Annotated in this window: 10 protein-coding genes and 1 riboswitch; of the genes, 5 read left to right on the forward strand and 5 right to left on the reverse strand. The window is 39.4% G+C overall.

What is annotated here, in order from left to right; genetic code table 11:
* The first annotated feature begins 27 nt into the window (after nt 1–27).
* A complete protein-coding gene (metH, locus tag OC457_RS01400; RefSeq protein WP_080174412.1) occupies nt 28–3,696 on the forward strand; it encodes a methionine synthase in 3,669 nt (1,222 codons plus the stop codon).
* Nucleotides 3,697–3,772: 76 nt separating this feature from the next.
* On the opposite strand, the gene lysC is transcribed toward metH, so the two are convergent.
* Nucleotides 3,773–5,140, reverse strand: a complete 1,368-nt coding sequence (lysC, locus tag OC457_RS01405) for a lysine-sensitive aspartokinase 3 (protein ID WP_235866931.1) — start codon at nt 5,138–5,140, stop codon at nt 3,773–3,775.
* A 112-nt stretch (nt 5,141–5,252) separates the two neighbouring features.
* A riboswitch (Lysine riboswitch) is annotated at nt 5,253–5,434 on the reverse strand.
* Between the two features lie 206 nt (nt 5,435–5,640).
* On the opposite strand from lysC, the gene OC457_RS01410 reads away from it, so the two are divergent.
* Nucleotides 5,641–6,759, forward strand: a complete 1,119-nt coding sequence (locus tag OC457_RS01410) for a pyridoxal-phosphate-dependent aminotransferase family protein (RefSeq protein WP_080174414.1) — start codon at nt 5,641–5,643, stop codon at nt 6,757–6,759.
* 57 nt (nt 6,760–6,816) lie between these two features.
* On the opposite strand, the gene OC457_RS01415 is transcribed toward OC457_RS01410, so the two are convergent.
* From OC457_RS01415 to galU, 3 genes are all read right to left on the reverse strand, one after another.
* On the reverse strand, nt 6,817–8,553 hold the full coding sequence (locus OC457_RS01415) for a PglL family O-oligosaccharyltransferase (protein WP_080174415.1): 1,737 nt from the start codon (nt 8,551–8,553) through the stop codon (nt 6,817–6,819).
* A gap of 75 nt (nt 8,554–8,628) precedes the next feature.
* On the reverse strand, nt 8,629–11,454 hold the full coding sequence (gene uvrA, locus OC457_RS01420) for an excinuclease ABC subunit UvrA (protein ID WP_080174416.1): 2,826 nt from the start codon (nt 11,452–11,454) through the stop codon (nt 8,629–8,631).
* Between the two features lie 139 nt (nt 11,455–11,593).
* A complete protein-coding gene (galU, locus tag OC457_RS01425; RefSeq protein WP_080174417.1) occupies nt 11,594–12,460 on the reverse strand; it encodes a UTP--glucose-1-phosphate uridylyltransferase GalU in 867 nt (288 codons plus the stop codon).
* A 589-nt stretch (nt 12,461–13,049) separates the two neighbouring features.
* Here galU and OC457_RS01430 point away from each other — a divergent pair.
* Nucleotides 13,050–13,610: a single-stranded DNA-binding protein gene (locus OC457_RS01430; protein ID WP_080174418.1), complete on the forward strand. Its 561-nt coding sequence runs from the start codon at nt 13,050–13,052 to the stop codon at nt 13,608–13,610.
* A gap of 149 nt (nt 13,611–13,759) precedes the next feature.
* Nucleotides 13,760–15,223, forward strand: coding sequence for a phosphoethanolamine transferase (locus tag OC457_RS01435; protein ID WP_080174419.1), 1,464 nt, complete (start codon nt 13,760–13,762; stop codon nt 15,221–15,223).
* A gap of 115 nt (nt 15,224–15,338) precedes the next feature.
* Here OC457_RS01435 and OC457_RS01440 read toward each other — a convergent pair whose 3' ends face one another.
* Nucleotides 15,339–15,446: a helix-turn-helix domain-containing protein gene (locus tag OC457_RS01440; protein WP_235866927.1), complete on the reverse strand. Its 108-nt coding sequence runs from the start codon at nt 15,444–15,446 to the stop codon at nt 15,339–15,341.
* Nucleotides 15,447–15,589: 143 nt separating this feature from the next.
* On the opposite strand from OC457_RS01440, the gene csrD reads away from it, so the two are divergent.
* Nucleotides 15,590–17,506: an RNase E specificity factor CsrD gene (csrD, locus tag OC457_RS01445; RefSeq protein ID WP_080174420.1), complete on the forward strand. Its 1,917-nt coding sequence runs from the start codon at nt 15,590–15,592 to the stop codon at nt 17,504–17,506.
* The last annotated feature ends 113 nt before the right edge of the window (nt 17,507–17,619 follow it).

A 17,619-nucleotide genomic window follows, 5' to 3' on the forward strand; every position in this document is an offset into this window, starting at 1 on the left:
TGTAATGGATTATAAGGATGTAATGTAGTGTTAAAAGACAAGGATGTACTGCATAAGCGACTCAAACAGCAAATTTTGATCATTGATGGTGGCATGGGCACGATGATCCAAGGCTATAAATTGGATGAGCAAGATTATCGAGGTCAACGTTTTAGTGATTGGCACGCAGATCTTAAAGGGAATAACGATCTATTAGTTTTAACTCAGCCGCAGTTAATTAAAGATATTCACTTTGAGTATTTAGAGGCTGGTGCGGATATTTTAGAAACCAACACTTTTAATGCTACTACCATTGCGATGGCTGACTATGATATGGAAAGCCTCAGTGCCGAAATTAATTTTACTGCTGCCAAACTAGCTCGTGAAGCGGCGGATGAATGGACCGCGCAAACACCAAATAAACCACGTTTTGTTGCTGGTGTGCTAGGCCCGACTAACCGTACTTGTTCAATCTCTCCTGATGTAAATGATCCTGGTTTTCGTAATGTCACTTTTGATCAATTGGTGACGGCTTACAGTGAATCGACCCATGCGTTAATTAAAGGTGGGGTTGATATTATTTTGATTGAAACCATTTTTGATACCTTAAACGCCAAAGCATGTGCATTTGCTGTTACTGGTGTTTTTGAAGAACTGGGTTATGAATTACCAATCATGATTTCAGGTACGATTACAGATGCCTCTGGGCGTACTCTTTCCGGTCAAACAACGGAAGCTTTTTATAATTCGTTACGCCATGTTAAGCCGATTTCTTTTGGCTTAAATTGTGCTTTAGGACCTGATGAATTACGTCAATATGTGGCTGAGTTATCGCGCATATCTGAATGTGCAGTTTCAGCTCACCCCAATGCAGGCTTACCTAATGCATTTGGTGAGTATGATCTTGAAGCCGATGAAATGGCAGAACATATAAAGGAATGGGCAGAGCAAGGCTTTTTAAATTTAGTTGGTGGTTGCTGTGGTACAACACCTGAACATATTCGGCAGATGTATCAAGTAACTAAAAATATTAAACCAAGGGTGTTACCTGAGATTAAAATTGCCTGCCGATTATCAGGTTTAGAGCCACTCACTATTGAAGCTGAAAGCTTATTTGTTAACGTGGGTGAGCGTACTAATGTCACAGGTTCTGCCCGCTTTAAACGCTTAATTAAAGATGAGCTTTACGATGAAGCGTTAGAGGTTGCTCGTCAGCAAGTTGAATCTGGCGCACAAATTATTGATATCAACATGGATGAAGGCATGTTGGATGCGAAAGCGGCAATGGTACGCTTTCTGAATTTATGTGCCACAGAACCAGAGATCGCAAAAGTGCCGATCATGGTTGATTCATCAAAGTGGGAAATTATTGAAGCCGGACTGAAATGTGTACAGGGTAAACCGATCGTTAACTCTATTTCACTCAAAGAAGGTAAAGATAATTTTATCACTCAAGCTAAGCTGTTACGTCGTTATGGTGCTGCAGTGATTGTGATGGCATTTGATGAAGTAGGTCAGGCTGATACACGTGAACGTAAAATTGAAATTTGTACCCATGCTTATCATATTTTAGTTGATGAAGTTGGTTTCCCACCGGAAGATATTATTTTTGACCCTAATATTTTTGCGGTCGCGACAGGTATTGAAGAACACAATAACTATGCGGTCGATTTTATTGAGGCTGTTGCTGATATCAAACGTACGTTACCTCATGCGATGGTTTCTGGCGGTGTTTCTAACGTTTCGTTTTCATTTCGTGGCAATAATCCAGTTCGTGAAGCGATCCATGCGGTATTTTTATATTACTGTTTTAAAAATGGCATGGATATGGGGATCGTTAACGCAGGTCAGTTAGCGATTTATGATGATCTTCCTGCTGAGCTTCGTGATGCTGTTGAAGATGTAGTATTAAATCGTCGCGATGATAGTACAGATCGCTTGTTAGATATTGCAGCTAACTACCGTGATAGTGGTGCAGTTGAAGAAGATCGTACTCAACAAGAATGGCGCAGTTGGTCGGTTGAAAAACGGCTAGAGCATGCACTGGTTAAAGGCATTACTGAGTTTATTATTGAAGATACTGAACTTGCACGGGTAAACGCAAGTAAACCACTTGAGGTCATTGAAGGGCCATTAATGGCGGGTATGAATGTTGTCGGTGACCTGTTTGGTGAAGGTAAGATGTTTTTACCTCAAGTGGTTAAATCAGCGCGAGTTATGAAGCAAGCTGTTGCTCATTTAGAACCGTATATTAATGCTGAAAAACAAGCGGGGTATACTAATGGTAAAATTTTATTAGCCACAGTAAAAGGCGATGTTCACGATATCGGTAAGAATATCGTTGGAGTGGTACTTCAATGTAATAACTATGAGATTATCGACTTAGGTGTGATGGTGTCATGCGATAAAATTTTGCAGGTCGCGCAAGAACAAAACGTTGATATTATCGGTTTAAGTGGCTTGATCACGCCATCTTTAGATGAAATGGTTCATGTAGCTAAAGAAATGCAGCGACGTGGGTTTGAAGTGCCATTATTGATTGGTGGTGCAACCACCTCAAAAGCGCATACTGCGGTTAAAATTGAACAAAATTATCAGCAGCCTGTGGTGTATGTTTCTAATGCCTCACGCGCTGTTGGCGTGTGTTCGGCATTACTATCTGAACAACAAAAGCCAGCCTTTGTTGAACGCTTAGCAGCGGAATATGATGTTGTGCGTGAACAGCATGCGCGTAAAAAGCCACGAACGCCTCCGATCACCTTAGATCAAGCACGTGCAAATGCGGTTGCGCTTGATTGGGTTAATTATACACCGCCAGCACCAAAACAAGCGGGTGTACACACCTTTACCGATTTCCCTGTGGCTAAATTACGCCAGTATATCGATTGGACGCCCTTTTTTATGACATGGTCATTAAGTGGTAAATATCCAACCATTTTACGCCATGAAGTTGTTGGGGTTGAGGCAACTAAGTTATTTGATGATGCTAATAAGATCCTTGATGAGATTGAGCGTACAGGGATGATCAAAGCTAATGGTGTGTGTGGCTTATTCCCAGCGAATAATATTGGTGATGATATTGAGGTTTACACTGATGAAACTCGCACCGAGGTGTTAACGGTATTGCATGGCTTACGTCAACAGACCAAAAAGCCCAAAGGCCCTAATTATTGTTTATCCGATTACATTGCCCCTAAAGAAAGTGGTAAAGCCGATTGGATTGGTGCGTTTGCGGTGACTGGTGGAATTGGTGAATATGATATTGCCGATCAGTTTAAGGCGCAGGGTGATGATTATAATGCGATCATGATTCAAGCGGTGGCAGATCGATTAGCCGAAGCTTTTGCTGAATGTATGCACCAAATGGTGCGTAAACAAATTTGGGGTTATGCAGAGGATGAAGATCTTAGCAATGATGATTTGATCCGTGAAAAGTATCAGGGTATTCGTCCTGCTCCAGGCTATGCTGCTTGCCCTGAACACACTGAAAAAGGGGCGATTTGGCAGCTATTAAACGCAGAAGCCAATACGGGTATGGTGCTGACTGATAGTTATGCCATGTGGCCAGGTGCGGCGGTATCTGGTTGGTATTTTTCACATCCAGATGCACGTTATTTTGCGGTTGCGCAGATCCAACCTGATCAATTAGCCAGTTATGCTGATCGCAAAGGTTGGGATTTGATTGAAGCTGAAAAGTGGTTAGGCCCTAATTTATAATAATTTTATGAGATTAAAACGAAAAGGCGCAATGGTTGCGCCTTTTTTGTATTTTTTTTATTTGTGCTGATAGTGATTATTCTAATAGTTGTTGATGCAGTGTTGTGATCACTGATTTAGCATCAGCTTCATTGACCAAGAAACAGAGATTATGCGGACTCGCACCATAACAAATAAGACGTAAATTATACGCATCAAGTGCGCCAAAGATATGCTTGGCAGAGCCTTTACTGTCACTCATATGATTACCAATCAAAGCCACTAACGACAGCCCCTGTTCAATATCAACGCGACACAATTGATTCAATTGTTCAACGGCAGCTAAGGGTAATGTTGGGGCACCGCCACTAGTATCGGTTTTATCGAGCGTTAACGAAACACTGACTTCTGAGGTGGTAATTAAATCGACCGAGATTTTATGTTCAGCCAAAATACGAAATACTTCGGCTAAAAAGCCATAAGCCTGAAACATATTAAGACTGGTTAATGTCACCATCGTCTGATTTCCACGTAACGCTAATGCTCTAAAGAGTGGCGCTTGATTGACCGTTTTTCTGATCCATGTTCCACCTTGTTGCGGTGCTGTTGATGAACCAATAAAAACGGGGATCTGGTGGCGAATAGCAGGAACCAGTGTTGATGGATGGAGGATCTTTGCACCAAAGTTAGCCATTTCAGAGGCTTCACTAAAGCTGATTTCTTTAATTGGTTTGGCTGCCGTGGTAATGCGAGGATCGGTGGTATACATTCCCGGAACATCTGTCCAGATCTCTAGGGTGGTCGCATCTACCGCTTCGGCAATCAATGCTGCACTATAATCACTTCCACCTCGGCCTAGTGTGGTGGTATTGCCCAGTTCGTCACGACCAATAAAGCCTTGTGATACTACAATCTGAGTAGCGACAAGTGGTACTAAATGTTGTTGAGCTAATTGACGAATAAGCTTGGGTTGCGGCAATGCTTTACCAAATTGGGTATCAGTACGCATGACATCGCGAATATCAAATCGAATCGCAGCAGCATTCATTTCGACTAAAATTTGATTAAAAAGATGGGTTGATAATAGCTCGCCATGGCTGACTAATTTATCAGTGAGTTGTGGTGATGATGCTATCGCTGCTTGTGCTGAGGCTGAGGCAATATCATCTAATAACGTATAAATTGCGTCACTAACCGTATGTGGGTACTGGAGTTGATCCAGTATCTGTTGGTGAGTCTCAGTTAACTGTTGTAAATGTTGTTGGCGTAAAGTGGTATCACTAATGCCATTAGCTAAGGCGACCAGTACATTGGTCACGCCTGAACAAGCACTTATTAATACTATTTTGGTGTGTGGGTTAGTAATAACAATATTAGCACTGCGACACATTGCAGCGTAATCAGCGACACTGGTACCACCAAATTTGGCCACAATCAATGGCTTTGTTGTTGCGGTTGAAATCATGCTCATTACGGTGTTCTCCCTTTTATCGTAAATACGGCAAAGTAGGCTTTTGCTTCGGAAGAATTCCCGACGTCCATTGTCGAGGAGGTAATAGGCAGTAACGCTGATGCGGCTACCCAGAAGCTCCCCATCATCGTCAACCTGACTTAGATGACAGCCTGAGAGATTCAACTCTCATAGCCGATATTATTGGCCCCAAACCAGTAATATCTCGGCGTTACTCTCCCTTACAAGATCGACTTAGGCTTGGGTCCTACCATCTTGCTACCTAGGTAACGCACCTCTTCTGTAGTGAATAATCACTGTTTTCATTGAATAGGAAATGACCCTAAGTTGTCAATTGTTAAATGATAATTTATCACTGGTTAATAAAAAGTATGTGTAATTAACAGGATTTTAGATCGTTACTTGCAGCTTTGGCATCGCTCTAATACTCTGTAATAACGACTAACCTTCCATCACCTTATTGATAATAAACATGATTTAATGGAGTTGAATCTATGCCTATCACCAGTTTTATACCACCACAAAGAACACTTATGGGACCTGGGCCTTCTGATATTTATCCGCAAGTATTACAAGCACTAAGTCGTCCGACAATTGGCCACCTTGATCCGTTATTTATTAAAATGATGGATGAGCTTAAACAGTTGCTGCAATACGCTTTTCAAACTAAAAATACGTTTACGATTGCGGTGTCAGCGCCGGGTAGTGCGGGCATGGAAGCCTGTTTTGTTAATTTAGTTGAAGCGGGAGATAAGGTATTAGTTTGTCGTAATGGCGTGTTTGGCGATCGCATGCGGGAGAACGTTGAACGCTGTGGTGGTATTGCCATTATGGTTGATAATGCATGGGGGGAGCCGGTATCTCCCGCTTTGGTTGAACAAGCATTACAGACCGATCCTGAGATTAAAATTGTTGCTTTTGTACATGCAGAAACATCAACGGGTGCATTATCTGATGCAAAAACCTTGGCTGAAATTGCACGAAAGTATGGCTGTTTAACTATTGTTGATGCCGTAACATCTTTAGGTGGCGTACCGTTGCTGGTGGATGAGTGGCAACTTGATGCGGTTTATTCTGGCAGTCAAAAGTGTTTATCTTGTGTTCCCGGATTATCGCCACTGACGTTTTCCGAGCAAGCTATAAATAAAATTCAGCAACGTAAAACAGCAGTGCAAAGTTGGTTTTTAGATCAAAGTTTAGTGCTGGGTTATTGGAGTGGTGAAGGTAAGCGCAGCTATCATCATACTGCACCCGTTAATAGCTTGTATGCATTACACGAAGCGCTAGTGTTATTACACAATGAAGGGTTAGAGCAAGCTTGGCTGCGTCATCAACGAGCACATCTTGAGTTAAAGACCGGACTTGAAGCCTTAGGAATTGAATTTGTGGTTGCAGAAGCCTATCGGTTACCTCAGCTTAATGCGGTTTATATTCCTGAGGGGATTGATGATGCGGCAGTAAGATCGACGTTATTAGAGCGTTACAATCTAGAAATAGGTGCAGGATTAGGCTCGCTTGCCGGTAAAGCATGGCGAATTGGATTAATGGGTTATGCTGCGCGTAGTGAAAATGTCGCATTATGTATTAAAGCTCTTGAAAGCACGTTGAAATAAGAGAGAGATGAACCATCAATGGCAATAGTGTTCGCCATTGATGGTTGTTTGTCGTGGTTACTTTGCTGATGACGCTGTGGTTGTTGCAGCGCTTAGTTGAGCGATATTTGGAAACAGCAGTTGTGCTTCATGTGTCACTTGGGTTGCTTGGGCAGTGTTTCCTTGTGCGGTGTACGCAAGAATTAGATTTTCAAACAAAGCGGGACGAGGCCAATGTTGTGCTTTTTGGTTTGCCCATTGAATATATTCAGTAATTAACTGCGGTTTTTCGGTCGCAATACCTAGTTGTAGTTGAGTTAAATGAAGATCCCATTCAAAACGATTTTTCCATGCCCATGGATTATTCACTTTAATTAAGTAATCAATATTAACCGGTCGAGTTGTTTCAAATTTAGTTAACAGCCAACCTGAATATAAGGTTGTTAGCATAAAGCCAGAGATAATAATGGGTGTAATAAGTGCAAAAACTTTAATACTTAACGTATATGTCACTTGGCGACGATGATATTTTGCCGTGAGATTATCGACCCAAAAAATTAATATAATAAATATTAACCAATGTACCAATGAGTGATAAAACGGATATTCAAGTTGGGTATGTAACACGATAGGGAAGAATAACCCTATCAATGCTAATTGCGTTCCATTAGGGGCTTTTCTTATTCTCATTAAGACAGCAAATGCTGCTAATAATAACCCGAGTAACGGTATAATGCCGCCTTCATCAGCCCAGTAAAGTAACTCATTATGAGGATGATCTAAGCTGGGGATCCCTGCAGGTTGATGAGCAGGATTTTGTTGGTGCCATAATGCAGTTTGGGTGATATAAGCGGGTTCAAATTTACCATAGCCATAACCTGTTAATGGTTTAGTGGTAAACATATCATAAGCTTGTGGAAAATGAATTTCTCTTGGGCTTTCTAAAGAAATACTTTCATTTCTTGGTGACCAGTCTTCAGTTGATGCTATATTCCATGCAAAACAGAGTCCTAGTGTAATCATTAATAGCCATAAGCGTTGCGTTTGTTTAGCAGCAAAACGGTGTAAATAAGGCAGCATTAGCACTAGACCAATGATGGTACCTAACCACCCTGTACGGGAGTTTAGAACGACAAGAATAGGAATAGTCAGAACTGGTGTTGCGAGTAGGATGATATGTTGCCATGACCATTTACCACGATATAACGGTACTCGCGCTAATAAGTAACAGCTAATGACTAGCCCTGTCGCTAAGAAGCTTGCCATTACATTGGGTTGTTGGAATATTCCATAAGGGCGGTTAGCGATAACATCATAACCAATGGGATTTTTAGCAGGGATCCAAAGGTATTGATACCAGGCGAAAACGGCTTCAATTAAAACGCCAATTAAAATAAACCATAGTAAACGTTGACGTTGCTGATGAGTAAAAACAAATTGTTGCAAACTCACAAAGAAAAGAAACCCAGCCCACAAAGTAAATAAGCGATTAAACGCAGCCTCTGCGTCAGCATTAGGATAAAAAATGGGAAGAGTGAGTAGTACACAGCAGCCAAACAGGAACAATGTCAGTCGAGAGTAACGCCATATTTGTTGACGGCAAATTTCAAGTAAGCCTAAAGACAGCACAAAGCCAAATGGTATCCATACTGCGGCATTAAAGGAAAGCTCAAGCCCTGAACCACCGGGATTATGTTGAAAGTAATGCATCGCAACAATAAAAATAATTCCTATTGTTGCAAGAAAATAGCGCACCAAAGGTTTAGAAATTCGTTTCTGTTCTAATCTGGTACCTTGAAGTTGTAACACTGTCATGGTTGTTCCTGAGTATGAATGAGCAAACAGGCTGAATAATCTCAGCCTGTTGATATATTAACGTGCTTTCATATTCTAACCTAATAACGGTTTTAGAAATCTTGCGGTATGTGAGCCTTTAACTTGAGCGACATCTTCAGGAGTACCAGTAGCAATAATTTCACCACCACCATTACCGCCTTCAGGACCGAGATCAATTACCCAATCTGCGGTTTTAATGACATCGAGATTATGTTCGATAACCACAATGGTATTACCACGATCACGCAGCTTGTGTAACACCGTTAGTAGCTGTTGAATATCATGGAAATGCAAGCCTGTAGTGGGTTCATCTAAAATATACAAGGTCTTACCCGTGTCACGTTTAGATAACTCTTTAGCAAGTTTAACCCGCTGTGCTTCACCGCCTGATAACGTTGTCGCGGCCTGACCGAGGCGAATATACGATAAACCGACATCGATTAATGTCTTCAATTTTCGTGCAATTGCTGGAACAGGTTCAAAGAACTGATGCGCATCTTCAACGGTAAGCTGTAAAACTTCATCAATACTTTTGCCTTTGTAACGTACTTCTAATGTTTCACGGTTATAGCGTTTACCTTTACATGCATCACACGGAACATAAACGTCAGGTAAAAAGTGCATTTCAACTTTGATAACACCATCACCTTGACAAGCTTCACAGCGTCCGCCGCGAACGTTAAAGCTAAAACGACCGGGCTTATAACCACGAGAGCGAGATTCTTGTGTTCCTGCAAATAATTCACGAATAGGGGTAAAAATACCCGTATAAGTCGCAGGATTTGAACGAGGAGTACGACCGATCGGGCTTTGATCAATATCGATTACTTTATCAAAATGTTCTAGATCTCGAATTTCTTTATAAGGCGCGGGTGTGCCTGTTGTGGCGCCATTAAGTCGTTGGTGGGCGATTTTAAAGAAAGTATCATTGATTAACGTCGATTTACCTGATCCAGAAACGCCTGTAATACAGGTAAATAATCCGACTGGAATTTCAACATTAACATCTTTAAGGTTATTACCGCTGGCTCCTAAAAGTGTAACTGTTTTAGCAGGATCAAACGGTACCCGTTGGGTTGGGATTGCGATGGATTTTTTACCGCTAAGATACTGGCCTGTTAACGATTTTTTTGATTTTAGAATATCTTTAATGGTGCCTTCTGCAATGATTTCACCACCATGGACGCCCGCACCAGGACCGATATCAATCACATAATCGGCAGCACGAATAGCGTCTTCATCATGTTCAACTACAATGACGGTATTCCCGAGATCACGCAAATGGATCAGGGTTTTTAATAATCGTTCATTATCTCGCTGATGGAGACCTATTGAGGGTTCATCAAGGACATACATCACGCCCATTAACCCTGCACCAATTTGACTTGCGAGTCGAATACGCTGAGCTTCACCGCCCGAAAGAGTATCAGCACTGCGAGATAAGCTCAGATAATTTAAGCCAACATTAATTAAGAAATTTAAACGCTCATTAATTTCTTTGAGAATTTTAGCGGCAATTTGAGCTCGTTGGCCGGTTAATGCTAATTGTTCAAAGAACGTGGATGCTTCACTTATGCTCATGTCACAAATATGCGGCAGGTTGGTTTCACCAATAAAAACATGACGTGCTTCTTGGCGTAACCGTGAGCCATGACAACTCGCACAAGGCTTGGTTGATACAAATTTAGCCAGTTCTTCACGAACAGAGTTAGATTCTGTTTCGTGATAACGGCGCTCCATATTATTTAAAATACCTTCAAATGGATGCCGACGAACGGTAATGTCACCACGATCATTAATGTATTTAAATTCTATATCTGTTGTGCCTGAACCATTAAGGATCACGGTTTGAATTTTTTTTGGTAGGGTATCGAAAGGTGCTTCAACATCAAATTTAAAATGTTCCGCTAGTGATTTTAGCATTTGGAAATAATAAAAATTACGCTTATCCCAGCCGCGAATGGCACCGCCAGCTAAACTGAGTTCGCCATTTTGTACTACGCGTTCAGGATCGAAATATTGTTGGACTCCTAAACCATCACAAGTACCACAAGCACCAGCAGGGTTATTGAATGAGAACAGTCGAGGCTCAAGTTCTTGCATGCTGTAACCACAATGCGGACAAGCAAAATTAGCGGAAAATACTTGTTCTGGTATGTCACCAGTCGTCATTGGGGCAATAATAACGGTACCACCAGATAGTTCTAGTGCGGTTTCAAACGATTCGGCTAAGCGTAATTGCAGATCATCACGGACTTTTAAACGATCAACGACAACTTCAATGGTGTGTTTTTTATGAAGCTCTAATGTGGGTGGATCGGAAAGATCACAGACATCACCGTCAATACGAGCACGAATATAGCCTTGGGCGGCAAGGTTAGCGAGCGTTTTTACATGCTCGCCTTTACGTTCTTTGATGATAGGTGCGAGTAACATTAACTTGCTGCCTTCATCCATAGCAAGTACTTGATCAACCATTTGGCTGACGGTTTGTGCGGCTAGGGGAACGTTATGAATAGGGCAGCGAGGTTCGCCTACGCGAGCATAAAGCAAACGTAAATAGTCATAGATCTCAGTAATTGTACCTACGGTCGAACGAGGATTATGCGATGTTGATTTTTGTTCAATTGAAATAGCAGGTGACAAACCTTCGATATGATCAACATCCGGTTTTTCCATTAACGAAAGAAATTGACGAGCATAAGCAGATAGTGACTCGACATAGCGGCGTTGACCTTCAGCATATAAGGTATCAAAGGCTAACGATGATTTTCCCGAACCGGATAAGCCCGTGATAACAACGAGCTTGTCGCGAGGAATGGAAATATTGATATTTTTAAGATTATGAGTGCGTGCACCCTGTACTTCGATGTAATCCATACCCATCACTATTGTTTTAGTTAATTATTAGTGAGTAGTATTTCATAGCCGCTTTTAATGAGCAAAAGAATAAAAACACAGCAGCAGAATGAAAAAAATCCCGCTATAAAAAGCGGGATTCTTAAAAGGTATTGATAAGTTACTTTTTGCTAGTTTGTTGTTTGGCTAACTTAGATGATTGTTCTTTTTTATAGATATTTTCATAACAGTAGTTAGTCGCTTCAATGTAGCCATCAACGCTACCACAATCAAAACGTTTACCTTTAAATTTGTATGCTAATACACAACCTGATTGCGCTTGTTTTAGGAGTGCATCAGTAATTTGAATTTCACCGCCTTTACCTGGTTCTGTTTCTTCGATGATATCAAAAATATCTGGAGTTAGAATGTAACGACCGATAATAGCAAGGTTACTTGGCGCAGTGCCTGGTTCTGGTTTTTCTACCATGTTATCAACGCGGAATAGGTCATCACGGATCATCTGACCTGCAATGACACCGTATTTATGGGTATCTTCTGCTGGTACTTCTTCAACAGCAACGATTGAACAACGAAATTGCTTGTAAAGTGCAGCCATTTGAGCCAATACGCCTTGCTCTTCATTGACACAAAGATCATCAGCAAGTACCACTGCGAAAGGTTCATTACCAACGAGTTCACGACCCATAAGGATAGCGTGACCGAGACCTTTCATTTCACCTTGACGAATGTAAGTGAAGTGCGCTGAATCAATGACACGGCGAATATCAAATAACAGTTCTTCTTTGTTAGTACCGCTAATTTGATGTTCTAGTTCGTAGTTTTTATCAAAATGATCCATCAAGGTATTCTTACCACGGCCAGTCACGATACACATACCGTTCATGCCCGCTTGAATTGCTTCCTCTACACCATATTCAATCAAAGGTTTATTTACGATAGGCATCATTTCTTTTGGCATTGATTTTGTTGCCGGAAGAAAACGCGTACCGTATCCTGCTGCAGGAAATAGACATTTTTTGATCATAGTGTTTCCTAGATTTAATGTAATTGAGTATGTATTGAATGCAGATTAACGTCTATCTGCTGATGCGATATAGCATTATTTTATGATGTGCAATGTTAGAGATTTTAAGCGATAAATCAACTCAATATCAGTGTTGTGCTCTCAAAACCATATAATAATTTTGAACCGTGTTATCTTTAAATCTTTGAGCGAATAACAAGATTAACCTTTAAATTTATTTATATTTTTAATGTGGTTATCTACAAATAGTTTTTACAATATATTTAACAGCATGCGTTTTTAATCTTGAAAATAGACTTTATTAAGTGTTGATGCTGAATATTGTTACAAAAATGGTGAGTTAGAAAAATAATAATTTTGCAGTAATAATCTGCATTAATAGTGTTAAGGTTTTCAATTGGTGATGATGGATTTATTCTTCATATTAATATTGGTTTAGCTTAGCGTCGCTATGGATTATTGCGTGTTATGGCATGCTTTGGCACTATGCCTTGACCTTGCTAGCATGATAAACTGTGTGATTGGGTATAAACTTTGACTAAGCGGCTATTAACACCCAATACCGTCGCTATCAGCTTTGGAGTGAACTATGGCCAGTCGTGGCGTAAATAAAGTTATCTTAATTGGTAACTTGGGAAATGATCCAGAAATTCGTTACATGCCTAGCGGTGGTGCAGTAGCTAATATTACTATTGCAACCTCTGAGTCTTGGCGTGATAAGTCTACCGGTGAGCAACGTGAAAAAACAGAATGGCACCGTGTAGCATTGTTTGGCAAATTAGCAGAAGTCGCTGGTGAGTACCTACGTAAAGGTTCACAAGTGTACATCGAAGGCCAATTACAAACCCGTAAATGGCAAAACCAACAAGGCCAAGATCAATACACTACTGAAGTCGTTGTTCAAGGTTTTAATGGTGTAATGCAAATGTTAGGCGGCCGTAATGGCGGTCAAGGTGCTCCAATGGGTGGCCAGCAACAACAGCAGAATCAAGGTAATTGGGGTCAGCCTCAACAACCTGCAGCTGCGCCACAACAAAATTATGCACCACAGCAACAACATCAGCCAGCGCCGCAGCAGTCTGCTCCACAGCAACCGCAGCAGCAATATAATGAGCCACCAATGGATTTTGACGACGATATTCCGTTCTAGGACTCATGAAAAAAAGTGTAATATAGATAATTATATTTAGCTTATCCATATTTATTGACCCAGCATTCTTGCTGGGTTTTTTGTGTTAAAAATAACAAACCTAAGATAAACTATTATTTCGATTGTTATTTATTTATCTTGTTGTATTTATGAAACGTTTAGATATTGCTGTTACATTATTATTATCTTTATTATTAACCATTGGTGTTGGTTATGAAAATAAAATAATAATAGTAGCTGGATACTTGTTTTTAGCTCTGATATTTTTATCAGCTACACGTTGGTTTAAATGGTTTTTTATATTTCCTATTGGATTGGTTGCCGTATTATACTTTCAGTCTGGTTATATTTATGGGCACCCAAATATCGGTATTGTTGCATCATTATTTGAAACGAATAAACGTGAGAGTATTGAATTTTTATTCGCTATTCCAATAAAAGTATGGCTTCTTAATACCATTTTATTGATAACTTTTATTTATTATTTAATAAGCGTTGAGTTTATATTTAAATGGCGTAAAACTGCTTTTTTATTTGGATGTGTTTGCTTTTATTTATCATCACTCAGTTTATTTGTAACGCATGGTTATAAAAGTGTTGAACATTATATTACGCAAATCGATGCATTGAAAAAGAGTATTCATCAAACGGCTAATTGGACGATTTTAAAGGTTAAGCCAAAATATAAAACTTATGTATTAATTATTGGAGAAAGCATGCGTAAAGATTATATGTCTGCTTATGCTTATCCTATTAATACGACGCCGTTTTTAGCTAAAACGTCAGGAATATATGTAAATGGTTACCTTTCAACAGCATCTCATACTGCTGTTTCATTACCTCGTACATTAGGTATCAGCCATGGCTTAGATTTACATCCAGTAGATAATATTATTACTTTAGCTAATGCCGCGAAGATGAAAACAATATGGTTATCAAATCAGGGTTTTATAGGTAAGTATGATACTGCTGTATCAGCCATTGCTGTACATGCTTCAGAAAAAGAATTTTTAAAGAAGGGCAATTTTCTGACTAATAATACCAGTGATTATGCATTATTGCCGTTATTTAAACAGGCATTAGTACAACCATATAATGGTTCTAAATTAATTGTGTTGCATATTATGGGATCACATGAGAATTTTTGTGATCGGATTAAAAAAGATATTTATAGATTAAAAGATAAAGATTTATCTTGTTATTTATCAACATATAACCAAACAGATGCGATTATTAAATCGGTAATTAAGGACTTGAAAGCAACCCAAAAAAGCTATTCTGTGTTGTATTTCTCTGATCATGGTTTGAATAACGTTAGTACGGTTAAAGGAAAAACACAATTAGTGCATGGTGATTTATATAAGCAAAATTATGAAGTACCATTAATTGAAATAGCCAGTGATATTCATCAGCATATAATGTTAAATAAGCAAGTTAGTGCCTTTAATTTCATGTCTATTTTTTCTAATTGGATTGGCGTTAAAACAACACAAGTACCATCACTTAATGTTTATCAATTACCAAAAAATAATGATATTCAAGTTTTGAGCGGTAATGAAATGATTCCATTTAAAATGTTAAAAAATGATCCTGAGGAAATAATTAATAATTAATCATTAACGGTGGTAATAATGTATATATCTTGATTGTCATTAACCGTTTAATGGATAGCGTTTGTGACTGCTAAATGAGGCAGCAGTACCTTAATTGTTTTTCTATCTAAAATAATCATGTTGATAGTGCAGAGCGAGAGGCATTAAGTTTGTCTGCTACTTGTGCGAGTGAGCCATGCTCAACTACGGTAATAAAACGATTAGCACAAGTGATCCAATCCATAAAAGTATTATTTTGTTATTACAATGTAAGATTAATAATCGATTAACGGGGCTAATGTAGCGTATGCTAAGCGATCTGAAAATGATTAAGATCGTTTGATGATTATCTAATGACATTAATGGCATATGTGAAGTAAGGATGCTATGAGAAAAGCCTCAAGGATGAAGTTAACAAATCGTTTAGTTGCGTTTGTTACCATGATCGTGATTTGCGCGATTTTAGTGATTTTTATTGGTGGCGCATTGAGTTTTCGTAAACTTGGTCAAGATTCATTAGTCCATTATCTTGATGGCGTGGTGACAGTTATTGATCAAGAGTTAGCAGATCCTCAAGGGGTACAAGCATTGCCTCGTTGGTTGCCGACATTATTAGAGGCTAGTAATGTAGTAACGTTAACAATTAATGATGGCGATAAGCAATTATTTGTTTTTAAAGGTAAGCAAATCGTTCCTGATCCTAATGTTATGTATCACCATCAATATATTTTACCGTTACATTCTGACTATCAAGTAACGATTGCGGCGATTCCTCTTTATAGTGAATTTACCTATTCTTTAAGTGCGATGTCATCAATATCATTAGCGATGTTAATTGTTATCTTGGGATTAATACGGGGTGTGCAATGGCTGCGAGTTCAATTATACGGTTCGGAATTATTAGAAGAACGCGGCCGAATGATTTTGGCTGGTAGGGTTGATCAATATGCTCAAGGTAATGATTATGAATGGCCAGCAACCGCAAGTTTAGCGTTAGATCAATTAATTAGTGAGCTTAAAGATGCACGGCAAGAACGAAGCCGATTTGATACGTTTATTCGTACCCATACTTTTTTAGATCAATTAACCGGTACGGCTAATCGAGTGCTATTTGATAGTCGGTTGCAATCTATGGTGCAAGACCATGATAGCCATGGAGCGGTGATTTTATTACGCTTAAGTGATTGGGATGAGTTATGTACCCAACAAGGAAAAACAGTAGCCAATGAATTATTACAGGAAATTAGCATTATTTTATCTAATTTTATTCAACGTTTTCCTGATACTGTTTTAGCTCGTTATTTTGATGCTGAGTTTGCAATTCTTATTCCTCAGCAGCCAGCCAAAGAAATTAAACTATTTACTCATCAATTATTAAATGCTGTTGAGCGGTTATCACCACCATCTCCTATGGAAAAAGAAAACTGGTGTCATATTGGGGTGACTTATTTTCATGGCGGCGATCGTCGTGGGCGTATCATGGATGAAGTTGATACTGCATTGCGTAGTTCACAATTACAAGGTGCAAATAGTTGGAATAGCTTTAATAAAGATCACCAGTGGGATAAATCTCGCGGTAATGTCCGTTGGCGAACATTGATTGATAAAACCTTAACTCACGGTGGACCGTTGCTATACCAACAACCGATTATTATGGCAGTAGATGAGCAAGTGATGAGCCATGCTGTGTTAGCTCGAATTGCTGATGATAATGGCGATATTATTAAAGCTTCTCATTTTATGTCGGCCGTTGAACAAGTTGGTTATTCAATCCGGTTTGATCGAGCGGTTATTAGTCAAACTTTAATATTACTCAAACAGCAATCGGCTGAAAATAGTTATGCGGTTAATGTGACAACTATCAGCTTGCGTGACAAGAAATTTGTTAAATGGCTGCGTGATGAATTATTACAATTACCACGGCCAGTTCTGAATCGGTTATTGTTTGAAGTATCAGAAAGTATGTTGGTTAAACATCTTGACGCAATACGACCGGTATTACGAGTATTAACGGGGCTTGGTTGCAAACTGATTATTTCACAAGCGGGGCGAACAATAGTTAGCACTTACTATATTAAAGAGGTTAAAGCGGATTATATTAAATTACACCGTGGTTTAGTGCGTGATATTCACCAACGTCAGGAAAATCAATTATTTGTTAGAAGTATGCTGGGAGCATGCTCTGATAGTGACGCCAAAGTGATAGCTGTTGGGGTCGAAACAAATAAAGAATGGCAGGTGTTACAGCAACTGGGTGTCGCTGCGGCACAAGGACGTCTTTTTGCAGTTGAAACAAAAATATAAGTAAAATTTATTATAAAAAATCTTATTACTTATAGATAAAAATTATCACTGCGACTATTTTTTAAAAAGGATTTTATGATGTATTATGCCTCGTAATGTCTGAAGTCTAATCA

Origin of the sequence: Photobacterium toruni (genome assembly GCF_024529955.1) — a bacterium.
Classification (GTDB): Bacteria; Pseudomonadota; Gammaproteobacteria; order Enterobacterales; family Vibrionaceae; genus Photobacterium; species Photobacterium toruni.

What these genes read in the sequence shown, in the direction of transcription:
- OC457_RS01415 (WP_080174415.1), bottom strand. Translation starts at nt 8,553, where the DNA reads ATGACAGTGTTACAACTTCAAGGTACCAGATTAGAACAGAAACGAATT.
- galU (WP_080174417.1), bottom strand. Translation starts at nt 12,460, where the DNA reads ATGATCAAAAAATGTCTATTTCCTGCAGCAGGATACGGTACGCGTTTT.
- OC457_RS01440 (WP_235866927.1), bottom strand. Translation starts at nt 15,446, where the DNA reads ATGGATTGGATCACTTGTGCTAATCGTTTTATTACCGTAGTTGAGCAT.
- lysC (WP_235866931.1), bottom strand. Translation starts at nt 5,140, where the DNA reads ATGATTTCAACCGCAACAACAAAGCCATTGATTGTGGCCAAATTTGGT.
- uvrA (WP_080174416.1), bottom strand. Translation starts at nt 11,454, where the DNA reads ATGGATTACATCGAAGTACAGGGTGCACGCACTCATAATCTTAAAAAT.
- OC457_RS01410 (WP_080174414.1), top strand. Translation starts at nt 5,641, where the DNA reads ATGCCTATCACCAGTTTTATACCACCACAAAGAACACTTATGGGACCT.
- OC457_RS01430 (WP_080174418.1), top strand. Translation starts at nt 13,050, where the DNA reads ATGGCCAGTCGTGGCGTAAATAAAGTTATCTTAATTGGTAACTTGGGA.
- OC457_RS01435 (WP_080174419.1), top strand. Translation starts at nt 13,760, where the DNA reads ATGAAACGTTTAGATATTGCTGTTACATTATTATTATCTTTATTATTA.
- csrD (WP_080174420.1), top strand. Translation starts at nt 15,590, where the DNA reads ATGAGAAAAGCCTCAAGGATGAAGTTAACAAATCGTTTAGTTGCGTTT.